The organism is Ralstonia sp. NFACC01 (genome assembly GCF_900115545.1).
Classification (GTDB): Bacteria; Pseudomonadota; Gammaproteobacteria; order Burkholderiales; family Burkholderiaceae; genus Ralstonia; species Ralstonia mojiangensis.
Genome location: NZ_FOWV01000001.1, coordinates 904,100 through 920,078 on the forward strand (window position 1 = coordinate 904,100; position 15,979 = coordinate 920,078).

9 protein-coding genes are annotated in these 15,979 nt (G+C 64.5%); 3 read left to right on the forward strand and 6 right to left on the reverse strand.

Features of this window, described 5'->3' with window-relative positions; translation table 11 throughout:
- The first annotated feature begins 199 nt into the window (after positions 1-199).
- From map to BM136_RS04335, 3 genes are all read left to right on the forward strand, one after another.
- Positions 200-1,024: a type I methionyl aminopeptidase gene (gene map, locus BM136_RS04325; RefSeq protein ID WP_092970558.1), complete on the forward strand. Its 825-nt coding sequence runs from the start codon at positions 200-202 to the stop codon at positions 1,022-1,024.
- Between the two features lie 118 nt (positions 1,025-1,142).
- The gene (locus tag BM136_RS04330; protein ID WP_092970560.1) at positions 1,143-3,731 is read left to right on the forward strand and encodes a [protein-PII] uridylyltransferase; all 2,589 of its coding nucleotides are present in this window, start codon (positions 1,143-1,145) and stop codon (positions 3,729-3,731) included.
- Positions 3,715-5,682: a pseudouridine synthase gene (locus BM136_RS04335; RefSeq protein ID WP_092970562.1), complete on the forward strand. Its 1,968-nt coding sequence runs from the start codon at positions 3,715-3,717 to the stop codon at positions 5,680-5,682. Before BM136_RS04330 ends, BM136_RS04335 begins: the two co-directional genes overlap by 17 nt.
- Before the next feature lie 74 nt (positions 5,683-5,756).
- Here the strand turns inward: BM136_RS04335 and BM136_RS04340 are convergent, their stop codons facing one another.
- From BM136_RS04340 to BM136_RS04365, 6 genes are all read right to left on the reverse strand, one after another.
- Positions 5,757-6,878, reverse strand: coding sequence for a hypothetical protein (locus BM136_RS04340; RefSeq protein ID WP_092970564.1), 1,122 nt, complete (start codon positions 6,876-6,878; stop codon positions 5,757-5,759).
- A 68-nt stretch (positions 6,879-6,946) separates the two neighbouring features.
- Entirely contained in the window at positions 6,947-7,480 is a 534-nt protein-coding gene (gene def / locus BM136_RS04345; protein ID WP_024975800.1) for a peptide deformylase, read from the reverse strand.
- The gene (gene ligA, locus BM136_RS04350; RefSeq protein ID WP_092970566.1) at positions 7,477-9,918 is read right to left on the reverse strand and encodes an NAD-dependent DNA ligase LigA; all 2,442 of its coding nucleotides are present in this window, start codon (positions 9,916-9,918) and stop codon (positions 7,477-7,479) included. The genes def and ligA overlap by 4 nt, the downstream gene beginning before the upstream one ends.
- Positions 9,919-9,928: 10 nt before the next feature.
- Positions 9,929-11,143: a cell division protein ZipA C-terminal FtsZ-binding domain-containing protein gene (locus tag BM136_RS04355; protein ID WP_092970568.1), complete on the reverse strand. Its 1,215-nt coding sequence runs from the start codon at positions 11,141-11,143 to the stop codon at positions 9,929-9,931.
- Positions 11,144-14,659 carry a chromosome segregation protein SMC gene (gene smc, locus BM136_RS04360; RefSeq protein WP_092970570.1) on the reverse strand — a complete coding sequence of 1,172 codons (3,516 nt, stop codon included), beginning with the start codon at positions 14,657-14,659 and terminating at the stop codon, positions 11,144-11,146.
- A gap of 251 nt (positions 14,660-14,910) precedes the next feature.
- The gene (locus BM136_RS04365; RefSeq protein ID WP_092970572.1) at positions 14,911-15,957 is read right to left on the reverse strand and encodes an alpha/beta fold hydrolase; all 1,047 of its coding nucleotides are present in this window, start codon (positions 15,955-15,957) and stop codon (positions 14,911-14,913) included.
- Positions 15,958-15,979 lie beyond the last annotated feature (22 nt).

Below are 15,979 nucleotides of genomic sequence, written 5' to 3' on the forward strand. Positions count from 1 at the left end.
CACACGGCCAGCGACTGCTTAGCCAGCGATTATAGCGGCAAAAACCCAATCGACTCAAGACCTTCCGAGCATTCGCAGCAAACGGGCCGAGGCTGGCGCCCAGCGCCCGAAAACCCCGGCAGGGGCGCTTTGGTGCGATAATTCACACTTTAGCCACGACGCGGCGCTTCGCGCGCTTGCGTGCAGAAAGAGTCACAGCATGGCCGTTACCATTCACACCGCCGAAGACATTGCGCAAATGCGCGTGGCCTGCCGGCTTGCGTCCGAAGTTCTGGACTACATCACCCCGTTCGTAACTCCCGGCGTGACCACGGGCAAACTCAACGAGCTGTGCCACGCTTACATGCGTGACGTGCAAGGCACTGTGCCGGCGCCGCTGAACTATGCGCCACCGGGCTATCCGCCCTTCCCAGCATCGATCTGCACGTCGGTCAACGATGTGATTTGCCACGGCATTCCGGGCGACAAGGTGCTCAAGAGCGGTGACATCGTCAACCTCGACATCACCGTCATCACCAAGGAAGGCTATTACGGCGACACCAGCCGCACCTTCGTCGTGGGTGAAGGGTCGATCCTCGCCAAGCGCCTGACCCAGGTGACATTCGAATGCATGTGGAAGGGCATCGCCGCGGTGCGTCCCGGTGCACGCTTGGGCGACATCGGCCACGTGATCCAGCAACATGCTGAAGCCGCAGGATATAGCGTGGTGCGCGAATATTGCGGCCACGGCATCGGCAAGAAATTCCACGAAGATCCGCAGATCCTGCACTACGGCCGCCCCGGCACCGGGATGGAGTTGAAGGCCGGCATGATCTTCACGATCGAACCGATGATCAACGCGGGCAAGCGCGATATCCGCACGATGCCGGACCAGTGGACCGTCAAGACGCGCGATCGCAGCCTGTCGGCGCAGTGGGAACACACGCTTCTGGTGACGGAGACCGGCCACGAAGTGCTGACCGTGTCGGCGTTGACGCCGCCGGCACCGGAATTCGTACACGAAGGCTCACCGGCCACGGCCTGATCCTCGCGGGCGAGCCGCATCGTCAGCGGCAGCACCGTCGCGCTGATCTCGCCTCGCACCGGCTCAACTCTTGCAGCGACCGGCTCGTTCCGGTCGCTGTTTCATTCACGCTCCACTCATGCCCTCCGCTGCTGCCGCCCCTGCCGAAGAAGCCCATCCGCGCGACGCCCTGAAAGCTGAGCGCGCACACCTGTTCGCGCAGTTCGACCAGCACGCCAACGTTCAGCAACTCGTAACCAAGCTGGCGCGCGCGGTGGACCGTGCGCTGGTTCGGCTCTGGCAGGAAGAGCTGATGCCAGCCGACTGCGCGCTGATTGCAGTGGGCGGCTACGGGCGCGGCGAACTGTTTCCGCATTCCGATGTGGACATCCTCCTGTTGCTGCCGGGCACCGCAGACAAGGCATTGGAGGCCCGGCTAGAGGCCTTCATCGGCCGCTGTTGGGACATGGGGCTGGACATCGGCTCGTCGGTGCGCACGGTCGACGAATGCATCAATGAAGCCGCACAGGACGTCACGGTACGCACGTCGTTGCTGGAAGCGCGCCTGCTGACCGGCGACGAAGGCCTGTACCGCACGTTCGAGACGCACTATCAAGGCCACCTCGACGCGGCAGATTTCTTCCAGTCGAAACTGCTGGAAATGCGCCAGCGGCATGCGAAGTACCAGGACACGCCCTACTCGCTTGAACCGAACTGCAAGGAAAGCCCAGGCGGCCTGCGCGATCTGCAGGTGATTCTGTGGATGACGCGCGCGGCCGGTTTCGGTTCGAGTTGGAATGAGCTGCTTGCCAACGGCCTGCTCACGCGCCGTGAAGCGCAGGAGTTGGCCAGCAATGAACGTCTGCTCAAAACCGTGCGGGCTCGGCTGCACTTACTAGCCGGGCGTCGCCAGGACGTTCTCGTATTCGACCTGCAGACGCAACTGGCCGAGTCGTTCGGCTACCGTCCGACCACCGCAAAGCGCGCCAGCGAACAGCTCATGCGCCGCTATTACTGGGTCGCCAAGGCCGTCACGCAGCTCAATACCGTGGTGCTGCAGAACATCGAAGCGAAGCTGTTCCCGAGCGAGCTGGGTATCACGCGCAAGATCAACGATCGCTTTGTTGAACGGCAAGGCATGCTCGAAATTGCCGATGCCGATCTCTACCAGCGCGAACCGACGGCAATTCTTGAAACGTTCCTGCTGTACGAGCAGACGCGCGGCATCAAGGGATTGGCAGCCAGCACGATGCGCGCGCTGTACAACGCACGGACGTTGATGGACGCCAAATGGCGCAAGGATCCGGCCAACCGCGCGCTGTTCCTGTCGATCCTGCAGCAGCCGCAGGGCATCACACACGCTCTGCGCCTGATGAACCAGACCAGCGTGCTCGGCCGCTACCTGGTCAACTTCCGCCGCATCGTGGGGCAGATGCAGCACGACCTGTTTCACGTCTACACGGTCGATCAGCACATTCTGATGGTGGTGCGCAATATCCGCCGCTTCGCCATCGTCGAGCACACGCACGAGTTTCCGTTCTGCAGCCAGTTGATGGCGAACTTCGACAAGCCGTGGGTGCTGACCGTGGCAGCGCTCTTCCATGACATTGCGAAGGGACGCGGCGGTGACCATTCCGTGCTCGGCATGTCCGACGCGCGACGCTTCTGCAAGGAACACGGCATCGCCAAGGAAGACGCCGACCTGATCGTCTGGCTCGTCGAACACCATCTGACCATGAGCCAGGTCGCGCAGAAGCAGGACCTGGGCGATCCGGAGGTCATCCGTCATTTCGCCGATCTGGTCGGCACCGAGCGTCGATTGACCGCGTTGTATCTGCTGACCGTTGCCGACATCCGCGGCACCAGCCCGAAAGTGTGGAACGCCTGGAAGGGCAAGCTGCTGGAAGACCTGTATCGCATGACGTTGCGCGTGCTCGGTGGTGCCACCACGGACCCGCACGCCGTACTCGAAGGCCGCAAGGAAGAAGCGCGCGCCCTACTGCGTCTGGCCGCACTGGATGACACCGCGCACGAGGCGCTGTGGAAACAGCTCGACGTGGGCGTGTTTCTGCGCCACGACGCGCGCGACATCGCCTGGTTCACGCGGCACTTCTACAACCGCGTCGACACGACGATCCCGATCGTGCGCGCACGCATTTCACCGGCGGGCGTCGGCCTGCAGGTGGCGGTCTACTCGCCGGATCGGCCCGATCTTTTCGCACGCATCTGCGGCTACTTCGAGCGCAAGAGCCTGACGATTCTGGACGCCAAGATCCACACCACCAAACACGGCTACGCGCTCGACACCTTCCAGGTGGCCGACCCCAGCAGCGGCCTGGTGGAACCCGGCCATTACCGCGACATCATCACGCTGGTCGAACACGAACTGGCCGAGCAGATCTCGCGCGAAACCGCCCTGCCCGAGCCGCCGCGTGGGCGCATCTCGCGGCAGTCGCGCAGCTTCCCGATCAAGCCCCGTGTCGACCTGCGTGCTGACGAGCGCGGCCAGTATTACCTGCTCTCCATTTCTGCGACAGACCGCACCGGTCTGCTCTACGCGATTGCCCGCGTGCTCGCACACCGTCGCGTGTCGGTGCACACCGCGCGCATCAACACGCTCGGCGAGCGCGTGGAAGACATCTTCCTGGTCGACGGCACTCGCCTGACCCAGGACAACAAACTGCAGCTCGAGCTTGAAAGCGAGTTGCTTGATGCGCTCGCCATCTGAGCGCCAGCCTTACCGGTCTAGATTCATGACTACCGATTCCGATGATTTTCCCGGCGACGACGACAAGCGCGGCGCCAGCGACCCGACTCAGCGCGCCACCCGCCCGGGCAAGCGTGCCACGCTCGGCGTGCGCCGCGACGACGAAGGCAATGCCGTACGTTCCACCGGCAAACCACTGCGCTCGTCTGACCTGAACCGCGAGCGCCAGCCCCTGCGCCCGTCGCAGCGCCGCCCCAAGCCGGAAGAAGGTGCCGGTAAGCCGCCGCGCCCCGCACGTCCTCCGCGACGCGACGACGATGGCCAGACGCGCGACGCCAAGCCGCGCCGCACGCAAGGCGATCGCCCACCGCGACGCTTTGATGACGAGCGGCCGCCTCGCCGATTCAGCGACGAGCAACGACCGCCCCGTCGCTCTGACGATGAGCGTCCGCCGCGACGCTTCGAAGATCGGCCGCCTCGCCGATTCGACGACGAACGTCCCCCGCGTCGATTCGACAACGACCGCCCTCCGCGGCGCTTTGACGATGAGCAACGCCCGCCGCGCCGGTTCAATGACGATCAGCGCCCGCCCCGTCGTTTCGATGACGAACGCCCGCGCCGCTACGGCGACGATCAACGCGCACCGCGCCGTGAGGGCGATCAACGTCCTCCGCGACGTTTTGACGATGAGCGTCCGCCGCGCCGATACGGTGACGACCAACGCCCGCCACGCCGTTTCGATGACGAGCGTCCGCGACGCTATGGCGACGATCAACGCGCACCGCGCCGTGAGGGCGATCAACGTCCTCCGCGACGTTTTGACGATGAGCAACGTCCGCCCCGCCGTTTCGATGACGAACGCCCGCGACGCTATGGCGACGATCAACGCGCGCCCCGTCGTGATGGCGACCAACGTCCTCCGCGTCGCTTTGACGATGAGCGTCCGCCGCGCCGGTACGGTGACGACCAACGCCCGCCACGCCGATTCGACGATGAGCAACGGCCGCCGCGGCGCTATGGCGACGATCAACGCGCACCGCGTCGTGATGGTGACCAACGCCCGCCGCGTCGTTTTGATAACGATCGTCCGCCGCGCCGCTTTGAAGATCGTCCGGCCCGTCCGCAACGGCTCGAGCGCGAGGAACGCGCTCCGCGTCATGCCGAGGAGCAGGCACCACGCCAGGCGCAGCAAAGCGAATCGAGCGGCTTGGTGCGTCTGTCCAAGCGCATGTCCGAACTGGGTCTATGCTCGCGCCGCGAGGCCGATGAATGGATTCCGCGCGGCTGGGTGCTCGTGGACGGCGAGCCGGTCACTGAGCTTGGATCGCGCGTCAAACCGGATGCGATCATCGAGATCCATCAGTCGGCGCGATCCGAGCAAGGCGAGCGCGTGACCGTGCTGATGCATAAGCCGGTCGGTTACGTGTCGGGCCAGGCAGAAGACGGCTATCAGCCGGCCGTTTCGCTGTTCGTGCCGGAAAACCAGTGGGAAGGCGACCCCACGCGCAAGCGCTTCGCGCCTTGGCAGCGCCGGGCGTTGGCGCCAGCCGGCCGACTGGATATCGACTCCACAGGCTTGCTGGTGTTGACGCAGGACGGCCGCGTGGCGCGCCACCTGATCGGCGAGGATTCGACGGTCGAGAAGGAATACCTGGTGCGCGTGGTATGGGATTCGCCCAACGGGTTGGTCGAGCGCGACATCTCCAAGGTCTTCCCGGAAGAGCTGATGGAGAAGCTGCGCTTTGGCCTGTCGCTCGACGGCGAAGAACTCAAGCCCGCGAAGGTGAGCTGGCAGAACGAAGAGCAGTTGCGCTTCGTGCTGCGCGAAGGCAAGAAACGCCAGATCCGCCGCATGTGCGAACAGGTGGGACTGGAGGTGGTAGGCCTCAAGCGCATCCGCATGGGCAGCATCGTGCTGGGCGACCTGCCGGTCGGCCAGTGGCGCTTCCTTGGGCCGTTCGAGAAGTTCTGAGACGGCTCTGCCTAAAGAAAAAAACCGGTCAACGCATTGCGCGCTGACCGGTTTTTTTAACCCTGCCGCCTAGATTACAGACGCGGAGCCTGGCAGGCTGCCCCGGTGGTGTTGGCCGATGCGGGCATGCCAAACACCGCTTGCGCGCCGCAGCGCGAGCCGAACATCTTCGCTTGGTCGTGACCAACGCCGACCACTTCGTGCGCTTGGTGATTGACGCGCTTGCGCCCCGCCATGTGGTGCTCGTAGCGCCAGTAGTTGCGTGCGCGGTCGAGGCGCGTCGGGCCTTCGGCCTCGGCGCCGCAGAGCTTGTCGAGTACGCGATGGTTCGGGTCGTTGTCGCTCGTGCCGGCCAGGTAGGTCACGTGGCGCTGCGCATATCGGTTGAACAACTGCCGGCCGGTCTTGCCGGCGGCATACGGGACCATATCGACCATGCCGTACTTGTAGTGGTCATAGTCCGGGCAGACGCTGGTGCTGTAGCGTGCAAAGCCCTTGCCGCGCGGACGCTCCGGCGTGAAATACAGATACGACGACGGATTGGCGACCACATAGCGCAGGTCGATGCCGCGCTTGCGGATAGCCTCGTCCACGTTGTTGAGGACGGCGTAGCGTTGCACAATCTGGCCGCCGCCCGAATGGCCTGCCACCGTGACGCGCTTGACGTTGGGCGCACGCGCCGGGTCCGTCACGTAGCCGATCAGGTCATCGAGCACCTTGAGCGAACTCAGGTCCGTGTATGGTGAGTTGGTCGCGTTGAAGCCGCCGATCCAGCCATCCACCGACCAAACCGGCATGCCGTCGAAACCCTTACCCTCATCGGGCGTACCGGGAAAGTTCGGAGCAATCAGCAGGATCTCGTCGGGATTGCGGCCGCTGGTCTGGAGCAGATCTGCGCCAGCGGTGTAGTAATCGTTTCCGTTGCGCTGCAGGCCGTGCTGCACGAATACGACTTCGCGGATGCTGCTCAGATCACCATCGAGCGGATGGTTGGCGTAGACCGGGAAGTCGTAGGCCACGGCATCCGCGCCCAGATGCACGCGTTGCCAGACCGGACCCTGCGGCTTCTGCGCAGCCGGTGCGGCCGCCGTGGTTTCGGGAGCCTGCGGCCCCGCGCAGGCAGCCAACCCAAGCATCGCCGTCATGGCGACCCCAAGCGCCAGCCGGCGCCAGCCCCTCAAACCATCGCGCTTCATATCGTCTCCGTGGTGGATGAAACACGCGCCCACCCGCCCCCGCAGGTGCGACGCTCCCGCAGTCTCGATCAGTCGTCGTGATTGGCGGGCAATTCCGGGAACAGCACTTCGGTAAAGCCGAAGCGGGTGAAATCCTTCACGCGCATCGGATACAGCACGCCCTGCAGGTGATCGCACTCGTGCTGCACGACACGGGCGTGGAAGCCCTCGGCTATGCGGTCGATGGCGTGACCGTGCTGGTCGAAGCCGGTGTAGCGCAGGCGCGTGTGGCGCGGCACAACGCCACGCAGGCCCGGCACCGAGAGGCAGCCCTCCCAACCGTCTTCCATCTCGTCCGACAGCGGCTCGATGGTGGGGTTGATCAACACCGTCTTGGGCACGGCCGGCGCATCCGGATAGCGGTCGTTGCGATCGAAACCGAAGATGACGACTTGCAGATCCACGCCGATCTGCGGCGCCGCCAGACCGGCACCCCGCGCCGCATCCATGGTGTCGAACATGTCTTCGATCAAGGCCGTCAGCTCGGGCGTGTGAAAACGCTCGACCGGCTTGGCCACACGCAGCAGCCGGCTGTCGCCCATTTTGAGGATGTTTCGGATCATGCCTGGTCTCCCGCCGGTTTTTTTAACAGCGCGAGCATACCCGCTTCGTCCAGAACCTTCACGTTCAATTCTTCGGCTTTGGCGAGCTTGCTGCCGGCTTCGTCTCCGGCGATAACGTAGTCGGTTTTCTTCGACACCGAACCGGATACCTTGGCGCCTGCCGCTTCCAGCATGGCCTTGGCTTCGTCGCGCGTGAGGTTGGGCAATGTGCCGGTCAACACAACCGTCTTGCCGGCCAGCACGCCTTCTTCGGCGGCTTCAGCCGGCATGGCGGCAAGCAGTTCGTCGCGCAGCGCGTCGAGCTGCTTCAACTGCGTGCGATGGTCGTGCGAAGCCAGCCATTCGAGCAGCGACGCGGACACATCTGCCGGTAGACCAGCCAAGTCATCGGGCTCTACGCTGGCCAACCGGGCAAGCGTCGGCGCTGCCACCGCCAATTGCTTGGCACGCGTGGCTGTCAGCTTGGGCACGCCAAGCGTGCTGTACAGCTCGGCGGGCTCCAGCTTCTCGCGCAGCTTTGCGTTTGGCGCATGCTCGCCTTGCGGAGCGACGCCGGCTTCCAACAGCGCATCCAGCGCCTGCTGATTCTTCGGTTCGGCAAAGAAATCGGCAATGGCTTCAGCCACCGTGGCACCCACGTCGGGCAGCGCCAGCAGCAACGGTGCCGGCGCCCGCCGGATGATGGCCAGACTGCCGAGCCAGTCCGCGAGCGTCTTGGCGGTCGATTCGCCCACGTGGCGAATGCCCAGCGCAAACAGGAAGCGCGCCAGCGGCGGCGTCTTGCTGGCCTGGATGCCTTCCAGGAGATTCTCAGCCCACTTGGTGGCGATCTTGCCAGCGGCGACGGTTTCCGGTGTCGCGCCATCGCGCTCATCGGCGCGGCGCTTCATCTCCAGGAAGTCTTTGAGCTTGAGCTTGTACAGGTCGGCGATGCCGTGTACATAGTCCAGCTCGACCAGGTTGTCGATGTAACGCTCGCCCAGGCCTTCGATGTCCATCATGCGGCGGCCGGCAAAGTGGCGGATCGCCTCTTTACGCTGTGCCGAGCAAAACAGCCCGCCTGAGCAGCGGGCCACCGCCTCGCCCTCTTCGCGCACAACGTGCGAACCGCACACCGGGCACGTCTTCGGCAGTTCGAACGGCGGATACTTCGGCTGTTGCTGCGGATTGAACAAGTCGCTGCCGGGCACGTCGTCCATCGGGCGGCGATCGAGCACCACGCCTACCACCTCAGGGATCACGTCACCCGCGCGGCGCACGATGACGGTGTCGCCAACGCGCACATCCTTGCGGCGCACCTCATCTTCGTTGTGCAGCGTCGCATTGGTGACCGTCACGCCGCCAACGAACACCGGCACCAGCCGCGCCACCGGCGTAATGGCGCCCGTGCGGCCGACCTGCACGCCAATCGATTCGACAGTGGTCAGCGCTTCCTGCGCCGGATATTTGTGTGCAACCGCCCAGCGCGGCTCACGCGTGCGAAAGCCGAGTTCCCGCTGCAATGCGAGCGAATTGACCTTGTAGACCACGCCGTCGATGTCGAACGGCAAGCTGTCGCGCTTGGCGCCGATGGCCTCATGAAATTCGACCAGCCCGTCTCCGCCCTTCACCGCAGCGCGTTCGGTGCTGACCGGAAAGCCAAATGCCTGCAGCGCGTCGAGCATGCCGGAATGCGTCTCGGGCATGCCCTTCCAGCCGACCACCTCGCCCAGGCCATAGGCGAAGAACGACAGCGGGCGCTCTGCAGCCATCTTCGGATCGAGCTGGCGGACGGCACCGGCCGCGGTATTGCGCGGATTGACGAACGTCTTGTCGCCGCGCTCGCGCTGGCGGGCATTGAGCTTTTCGAAGTCGTCGCGGCGCATGTAGACCTCGCCGCGCACTTCCAGCACGTCGGGCACATGGCGGCCAACCGGCGACAGCCCCAGTGGAATCTGCCGGATTGTGCGGATGTTCTGCGTGACGTCTTCGCCTGTGGTGCCGTCGCCGCGTGTGGCGGCCTGCACGAGATAACCGCGCTCATAGCGCAGGTTGATCGCCAGGCCATCGAACTTCAGCTCGGCGGCATATTCGACTGGCGAATCGGTGTCATCAAGGCCCAGCTCGCGGCGTACGCTCGCGTCGAACGCACGCGCGCCGTTGGCGGTGGTGTCGGTCTCGGTGCGGATCGACAGCATGGGAATGACATGCCTGACCGCTGCAAATTCGGGTAGGACCGCCCCACCGACCCGACGCGTGGGAGAGTCCGGTGTCTTCAGCTCGGGATGTTCGGCTTCCAGCGCTTCCAGCTCGCGATAGAGCCGGTCATATTCAGCGTCAGGCACGCTGGGCTGGTCGAGCACGTAATACTCATGGGCGTAGCGGTTCAGCTCGGCGCGCAGCCAAGCTGCCCGCGCCTCGGGTGTGGCACCGGACGCGGGTTCTGCAGTCTTGCTCATCGTGCGTGGGTCAGTGGCTGAACAAGCGCACCGCGGTGCTGGAACCGGCGGGGATGCCGCGCGATTCAAGCTTGTCGTACAGCACGCGCAGATGCTTTTGGATGGCGACGAACGATTGCTCCGTCAGCGGACGCAGGTTGTCATCCACCACCTGCGCACCCATGCGCTGCGACAGCGTGTAAGCGTATTCGCACACCAGCTTGAACGGCTTGCTTGCCTCCTCCGCCACGGGCACATCGAGCAGCAGCGTGATCTGGCGGCCGGCTTTGACAGTCAGGTCATCGCGCAGGAAATTGGTGTCGCCAAACTGCAGTGTGAACAGTGCGCGCTGCACACCGTCAGCACCCGCATGGAAGCGCGTGAAACGCGTACCGTCGCGCGAAAGCACGAGGCCGTCTTGCGTGGCCACCGTCTGCACGTACGCGGCCGACCAGGGCGCGCCGTCGGAAATCACGCTCACGCCCAGTTGCACATCGCACTCGGCGGCAAACGCGTCGAGTTCGCGCGCGTTGGAAATCGTCTCGTTCATGTCCGGCAGTTCCGGCACGGCATCGGCCGCATCCGACAGCGGATCGATCGCGTTGATGAATTCCGAGAACTCCAGCGCATTCAGCGGGCCCGTGCGGTTGGCCAGTTGCACGGCCACTTGCACGTCAAGGTAGCGCTGACCGGCGCGGATGGCTTCCCACGCATTGGCGGTGGGGTTCAAACCTTCCACGTGGATCTGCTTGGTGCCCGCGCGTCGCAGCTTGGTCAGCGCCGGCAGCAGCCGGTCGCCCGACACTTCGCGTTCCGGATGCAGCGGCACGATGCAATCGATCAGCGGATCGATCACGCCGTTTGCAGGCTCCAGCGAACCCGGGGCAGGTTCGGCAATCTCTTCCGTCTCGGCGGCTTCGAGCGCAGCCTCGTCGCCCGAGGGCGTGAGTTCAGCGCCGATCACGCCGGCTTCGGTTTCGGCGCTGCCCGTGGCGGGAGTGTGCGCCTTCGCCGAGAAACCGGGCTCAAGACGCGGTTCAACGCGGTTGGCGTCATCGCGCTCGCCACCCAGGGCGGGTTCGGCGCGCTCGGTCCAACCCTCGCCGCGCGGGATCTCGTCGACGGGTGGGTTGTACGCTTCGGGGCGGCGGGCCTTGCGGATCTGCCACTGGTTGTACACAACGATCACCAGCACAAACACCACGCCGGCGCCCAGCAGGGCCATCACCAGGTTGTTGTCCTGCATTTATGCTGCCTCCGCCATGGTCAGCGCGGCATCCATATCTACCGCCACGATCCGGGACACACCTTGTTCCTGCATGGTCACACCGATGAGCTGTTGCGCCATTTCCATCGCAATCTTGTTGTGAGAAATAAAAACGAATTGGGTCTTGTCGGACATGCGCTTGACCATATTGGCGTAGCGCTCAGTGTTGGCGTCGTCCAGCGGCGCGTCCACCTCGTCCAGCAAGCAGAACGGGGCCGGGTTCAACTGGAACATCGCAAACACCAGCGCAATGGCGGTCAGCGCTTTCTCGCCGCCCGACAGCAGGTGAATCGTCGAGTTCTTCTTGCCCGGCGGCTGCGCCATCACCTGCACGCCTGCGTCGAGAATCTCTTCGCCGGTCATCATCAGCTTGGCCTGGCCGCCACCGAACAGCGTCGGGAACAGCTCGCCAAAGTGATAGTTGACCTGGTCGAACGTGCCTTGCAGCAACGCACGCGTTTCCTGGTCGATCTTGCGGATGGCGTCTTCCAGCGTGGTGATGGCGTCGGTCAAATCGGCCGATTGGGCATCCAGGAAGCCCTTGCGCTCGCGCGCCGCTGCCAGTTCGTCGAGCGCGGCCATGTTGACCGGGCCCAGCGCGTTGATGGCGTTGTTGATGCGCGTGACTTCACCTTGCAGGTACGAAGGCTTCAGATCGCCTGTCAGGCGTTCAGCCAGCGCGGCTTCGTCCACATTGGCAGCGGTGAGCTGCTCGGTGAACTGCTCCTGGTTCAGGCGCGCAGCCTGCTCCTTCAACTGCAGTTCGGTAATGCGATCGCGCAGCGGTTGCTGGGCGCGCTCGGCAGTCAGGCGTTGCTCGTCATGCGTGCGCAGTTGCGCGGTCAGCGCATCCAGTTCCATGCGTGCCAGCCCGAGCTTCTCTTCCTTCTCGGCGCGGCGCTCCAGCGCTTCCTGCAAACCGGTGTGAGCGGTCTGCTCGTTGATGGTCTCCAGCTCGGCGCGTGCGTTCTCCAGCGTCAGCACGATCTGCTGCGCCTGATCGCTCGCCACCTGGATGTTGCGCTTCAGTTCTGCAATGCGGTTCTGCAGATTGCGCTCGGCAAAGTGCGCTTCCTGTGCGCCGCGCTCCTGGTCGCGCAACGCGTTGCGCGCATCGCTCAAGCGAACTTCGAGCGCCTCGAACGCCTGCTGGCTGTCTTCAAAGCGCGCCTGCATGTCGGCGAGTGCCGCATCGTGCTGCTCGAACGTCGCTTCGGATTCTGCGCGGATGGCACGCTGCTCTTCGATCTGCGCGCGAATCTCGTCCAACTCGCTGTCGATCTGGCCACTGCGCGCGTTGTAGCGCTCCATCGCCTGCGACAGCTTGAGCACATCCATCTGCAGCACATGCACGCGACGTGTGGCCTGCTCGGCGCGGGCCCGCACCTGCGTGAGGTTCTGGCTCGCTTGGCTGTAGGCCGCTTCGGCACGCACGGCACCGCTCTTGGCTTCGTCGGCCAACAGCATCTGCGCACGCACCTGCTTGTGCAGGTTCTCGATTTCCTGGGCGCGTGCCAGCATGCCGGCCTGTTCGGAATCGGGCGCGTACAACTGCACCGATGACCGGCCAATCAAGTGCCCTGCCTTGATGACAAACGTGCCGCCTTCCGGCAGCGTCTGGCGCGCAGCAAGCGCAGCCTGCATGTCGTCGGCGACATAGACGTCGGCCAGCCAGTCTTGCAGCACGGCGCGAATGCCTGGCTCCGTCACTTGCACCAGCGACATCAGCGGACGCAAACCCGCCGGCGCCTCCACCGGAAGCGCTGCCGGCGGTGGCGCATAGAAGGCCAGCTTGGCCGGCGGCGCGTCGGCCGCAAACGCCTTGATCCAATCCAGGTTGGACACTTCGAGCGCGCCGAGCTTTTCACGCAGCACGGCTTCGAGTGCCGGCTCCCAGCCCTGCTCGATCTGCAGCTTCTTCCAGAAGCGCGGCAGCTCGCTCAGTTCATGCTTGGCAAGCCACGGCTGGACTTTGCCGTCGGTTTGCACGTTCTCCTGCAACTGCTTGAGCGCGGCAAGGCGGGCTTCCAGGCTGGCGATGGCGGCGGCTTCCGATTGCACGCGGTCTTGCGCGGCGCGGCGTGCCTCGTCGAGCAGCGGCACCTCTGTTTCGGTGTCTTCCAGCGCGGCTTGCGCTTCAGCCAGTACCTCTTCCTGCTCAGCCAGTTCGGCACGCAGCGTTTCGAGCTGCACGTCGTCCGGCTTGTCGAGACCGGATGACTCCTGCGTCAGACGTTCCCGGCGCTGCTCAAGCTGCAGCAGGGCTTGGTCGGCATTGCGCTGGTGCGCGGCTTCAAGTTTGAGCGCCTGCTCCGATTGAAGGATCGCAGCGCGCTGATCGTTCAGCGTGGTCTGTGCGTCGCGCCATTGCGCTTCCATGGCTGGGAGTTCGTCGGCTTTGCGCGCAACGTCCTCAGCGGCCTGCGCGGCGCGCTCCTCGGCCATGGCGAGCTCTTCCTCGGCCGCCGCAAGGTCTTCCTGCGCCTGCTCGCCCTGCGTATGCCACTGCTCTTGCTGCGCGGTCAGCGTGGCGATCTGCTGCTGGATGCGATTGCGCGATTCCACCACGTAGCGGATCTCGGCTTCCAGGCGGCTGACTTCGGAGTTGGCTTCGTAGAGCGCGCCCTGCGCGGCGTGCATCGCATCGGACGAGGCGTAATGCGCAACGCGCATCGTTTCGAGTTCGGCCTCGATGTGGCGCAACTGCGCGGTCTGCGCTTCCAGGTCGATCTGCGCCTGCTCAATGGCACGCTGATGGCGTTCCTGCTCGCCCTGCGCTTCTCGCTTGCGCAGCAGCCACAGCAGGTGCTGCTTCTCTTCGCCGTCGGCCTGCAGCGCCTGGAAGCGTTGCGCAACTTCAGCCTGGCCCTCGAGCTTTTCGAGGTTGGAGCCGAGTTCGCGCAGGATGTCTTCCACGCGTGTGAGGTTTTCGCGCGTGTCGGAGAGGCGGTTTTCGGTTTCGCGGCGGCGTTCCTTGTACTTCGACACGCCCGCGGCTTCTTCCAGGAAGATGCGCATGTCATCGGGCTTGGCCTCGATGATGCGCGAGATCATCCCCTGCCCGATGATGGCGTAGGCGCGCGGCCCAAGGCCCGTGCCGAGGAAGATGTCCTGGATGTCGCGGCGGCGCACCGCCTGGTTGTTGATGAAGTACGAGGAGGTGCCATCGCGGCTCAGCACGCGCTTGACCGCCACCTCGGCGTATTGGCTCCACTGGCCGGCGGCGCGGCCTTCCGCGTTGTCAAAGACGAGTTCGACACTGGCCCGGCCAGCCGGCTTGCGCTGGGTCGAGCCGTTGAAGATGACGTCCTGCATCGATTCGCCACGGAGTTCCGCGGCGCGTGATTCGCCGAGCACCCAGCGCACGGCGTCGATGATGTTGGATTTACCGCAACCGTTCGGACCGACGATGCCGACAAGCTGGCCCGGAACATGAAAATTGGTCGGATCGACGAAAGACTTGAAGCCTGCGAGCTTGATCGAAGAGAGGCGCACGTTGTGTTCGTCTCGAAGGGATCAGAAAAGGGGGATAAAGCGGGCGCCCCAGGAACGCGCCTTTGTCATCACACCAACGCCGTGCGGCGCGGAGTGACAAGGCACGCCCCAGGGGCGCGGATGGCGCCATCATACCATTCGCACCCCGCCCTCCCGCCAATCAAATCGCTACAAAAATGGACGAAATTTGCGGCGCTAGAGAGCAAATTGCTGCAGTTTTGTAAGCAGTTTCGCCTTCATGGCAAATCACGTCAGTCCGGACGGCGCGTGCGCGAACGTTCCGGCGTGGCGAGCCAGTCGAGCAACGCATTGTGCAGCGCATCAGGATCCTGGATTTGCGGCGCATGGCCCGCGTCCGGGAATTCCACCAGCGTCGCGCGCGGGATGGCCTTGGCGGCGGCACGGCCCAGTTCGGGGTAATGCCCCAGCTGCGCCCGTGCTTCGGGCGGCGCAGCGTCCTTGCCGATGGCGGTGGTGTCTTTCTGGCCGATGAGCAGCAGCGTCGGCGGGCGCAACCGGCCGAACTCATAGACGACGGGCTGCGTGTAGATCATGTCGTACAGCAGCGCGGAATTCCACGCCACCAGATCGCGCCCCGGGCCGCGGTACATGCCGGCCAGCATCTGGACCCACGGTTCGTATTGCGTGCGCCATTGCCCGGCGTAGTACGTGGATTGCTCGTAGGCGCGAATGCGCTCGGCGGTGGTTTGCTTCTCTCGCGCGAACCACTGGTCGACGCTCAAGGACGGCACACCCTTGGCCTTCCAGTCTTCCAGGCCGATTGGGTTGATCATTACCAGCCGGGACACCGCGTTCGGATACATCAGCGCGTAGCGCACCGCCAGCATGCCGCCCGTCGAATGGCCGATCATGATGGCCTGCTCGATCCCGAGCGACGCCAGCAACGCATGCGTATTGCTCGCCAGTTGCTGGAACGTGTACTGATACGCGCGCGGTTTGCTCGATTTGCAGAAGCCGATCTGATCCGGGGCGATCACGCGGTAGCCGGCACCCGTCAGCGCGGCGATCGTGCCTTCCCAGGTGGCCGCGCAGAAGTTCTTGCCGTGCAGCAGCACCGCCACCTGACCGTTGGGCTGCTTGGGTGCGACGTCCAGATAAGCCATCTCCAGTGCACTGCCCTGCGACTCGAACTTGAAAAGCTTGACCGGCGCCGGGTAATCGAAACCTTCCAGGCGCGGGCCATACGCGGGGCCGGTCTCTGCAGGGGCGGCGTGCGCGGCCGCAGCGGCAGTCGACAGTGCAAACGTCAGCGCGATTGAAATCGAACGAAGCAACATCGGCAACTCCTTGGTTGGTTTG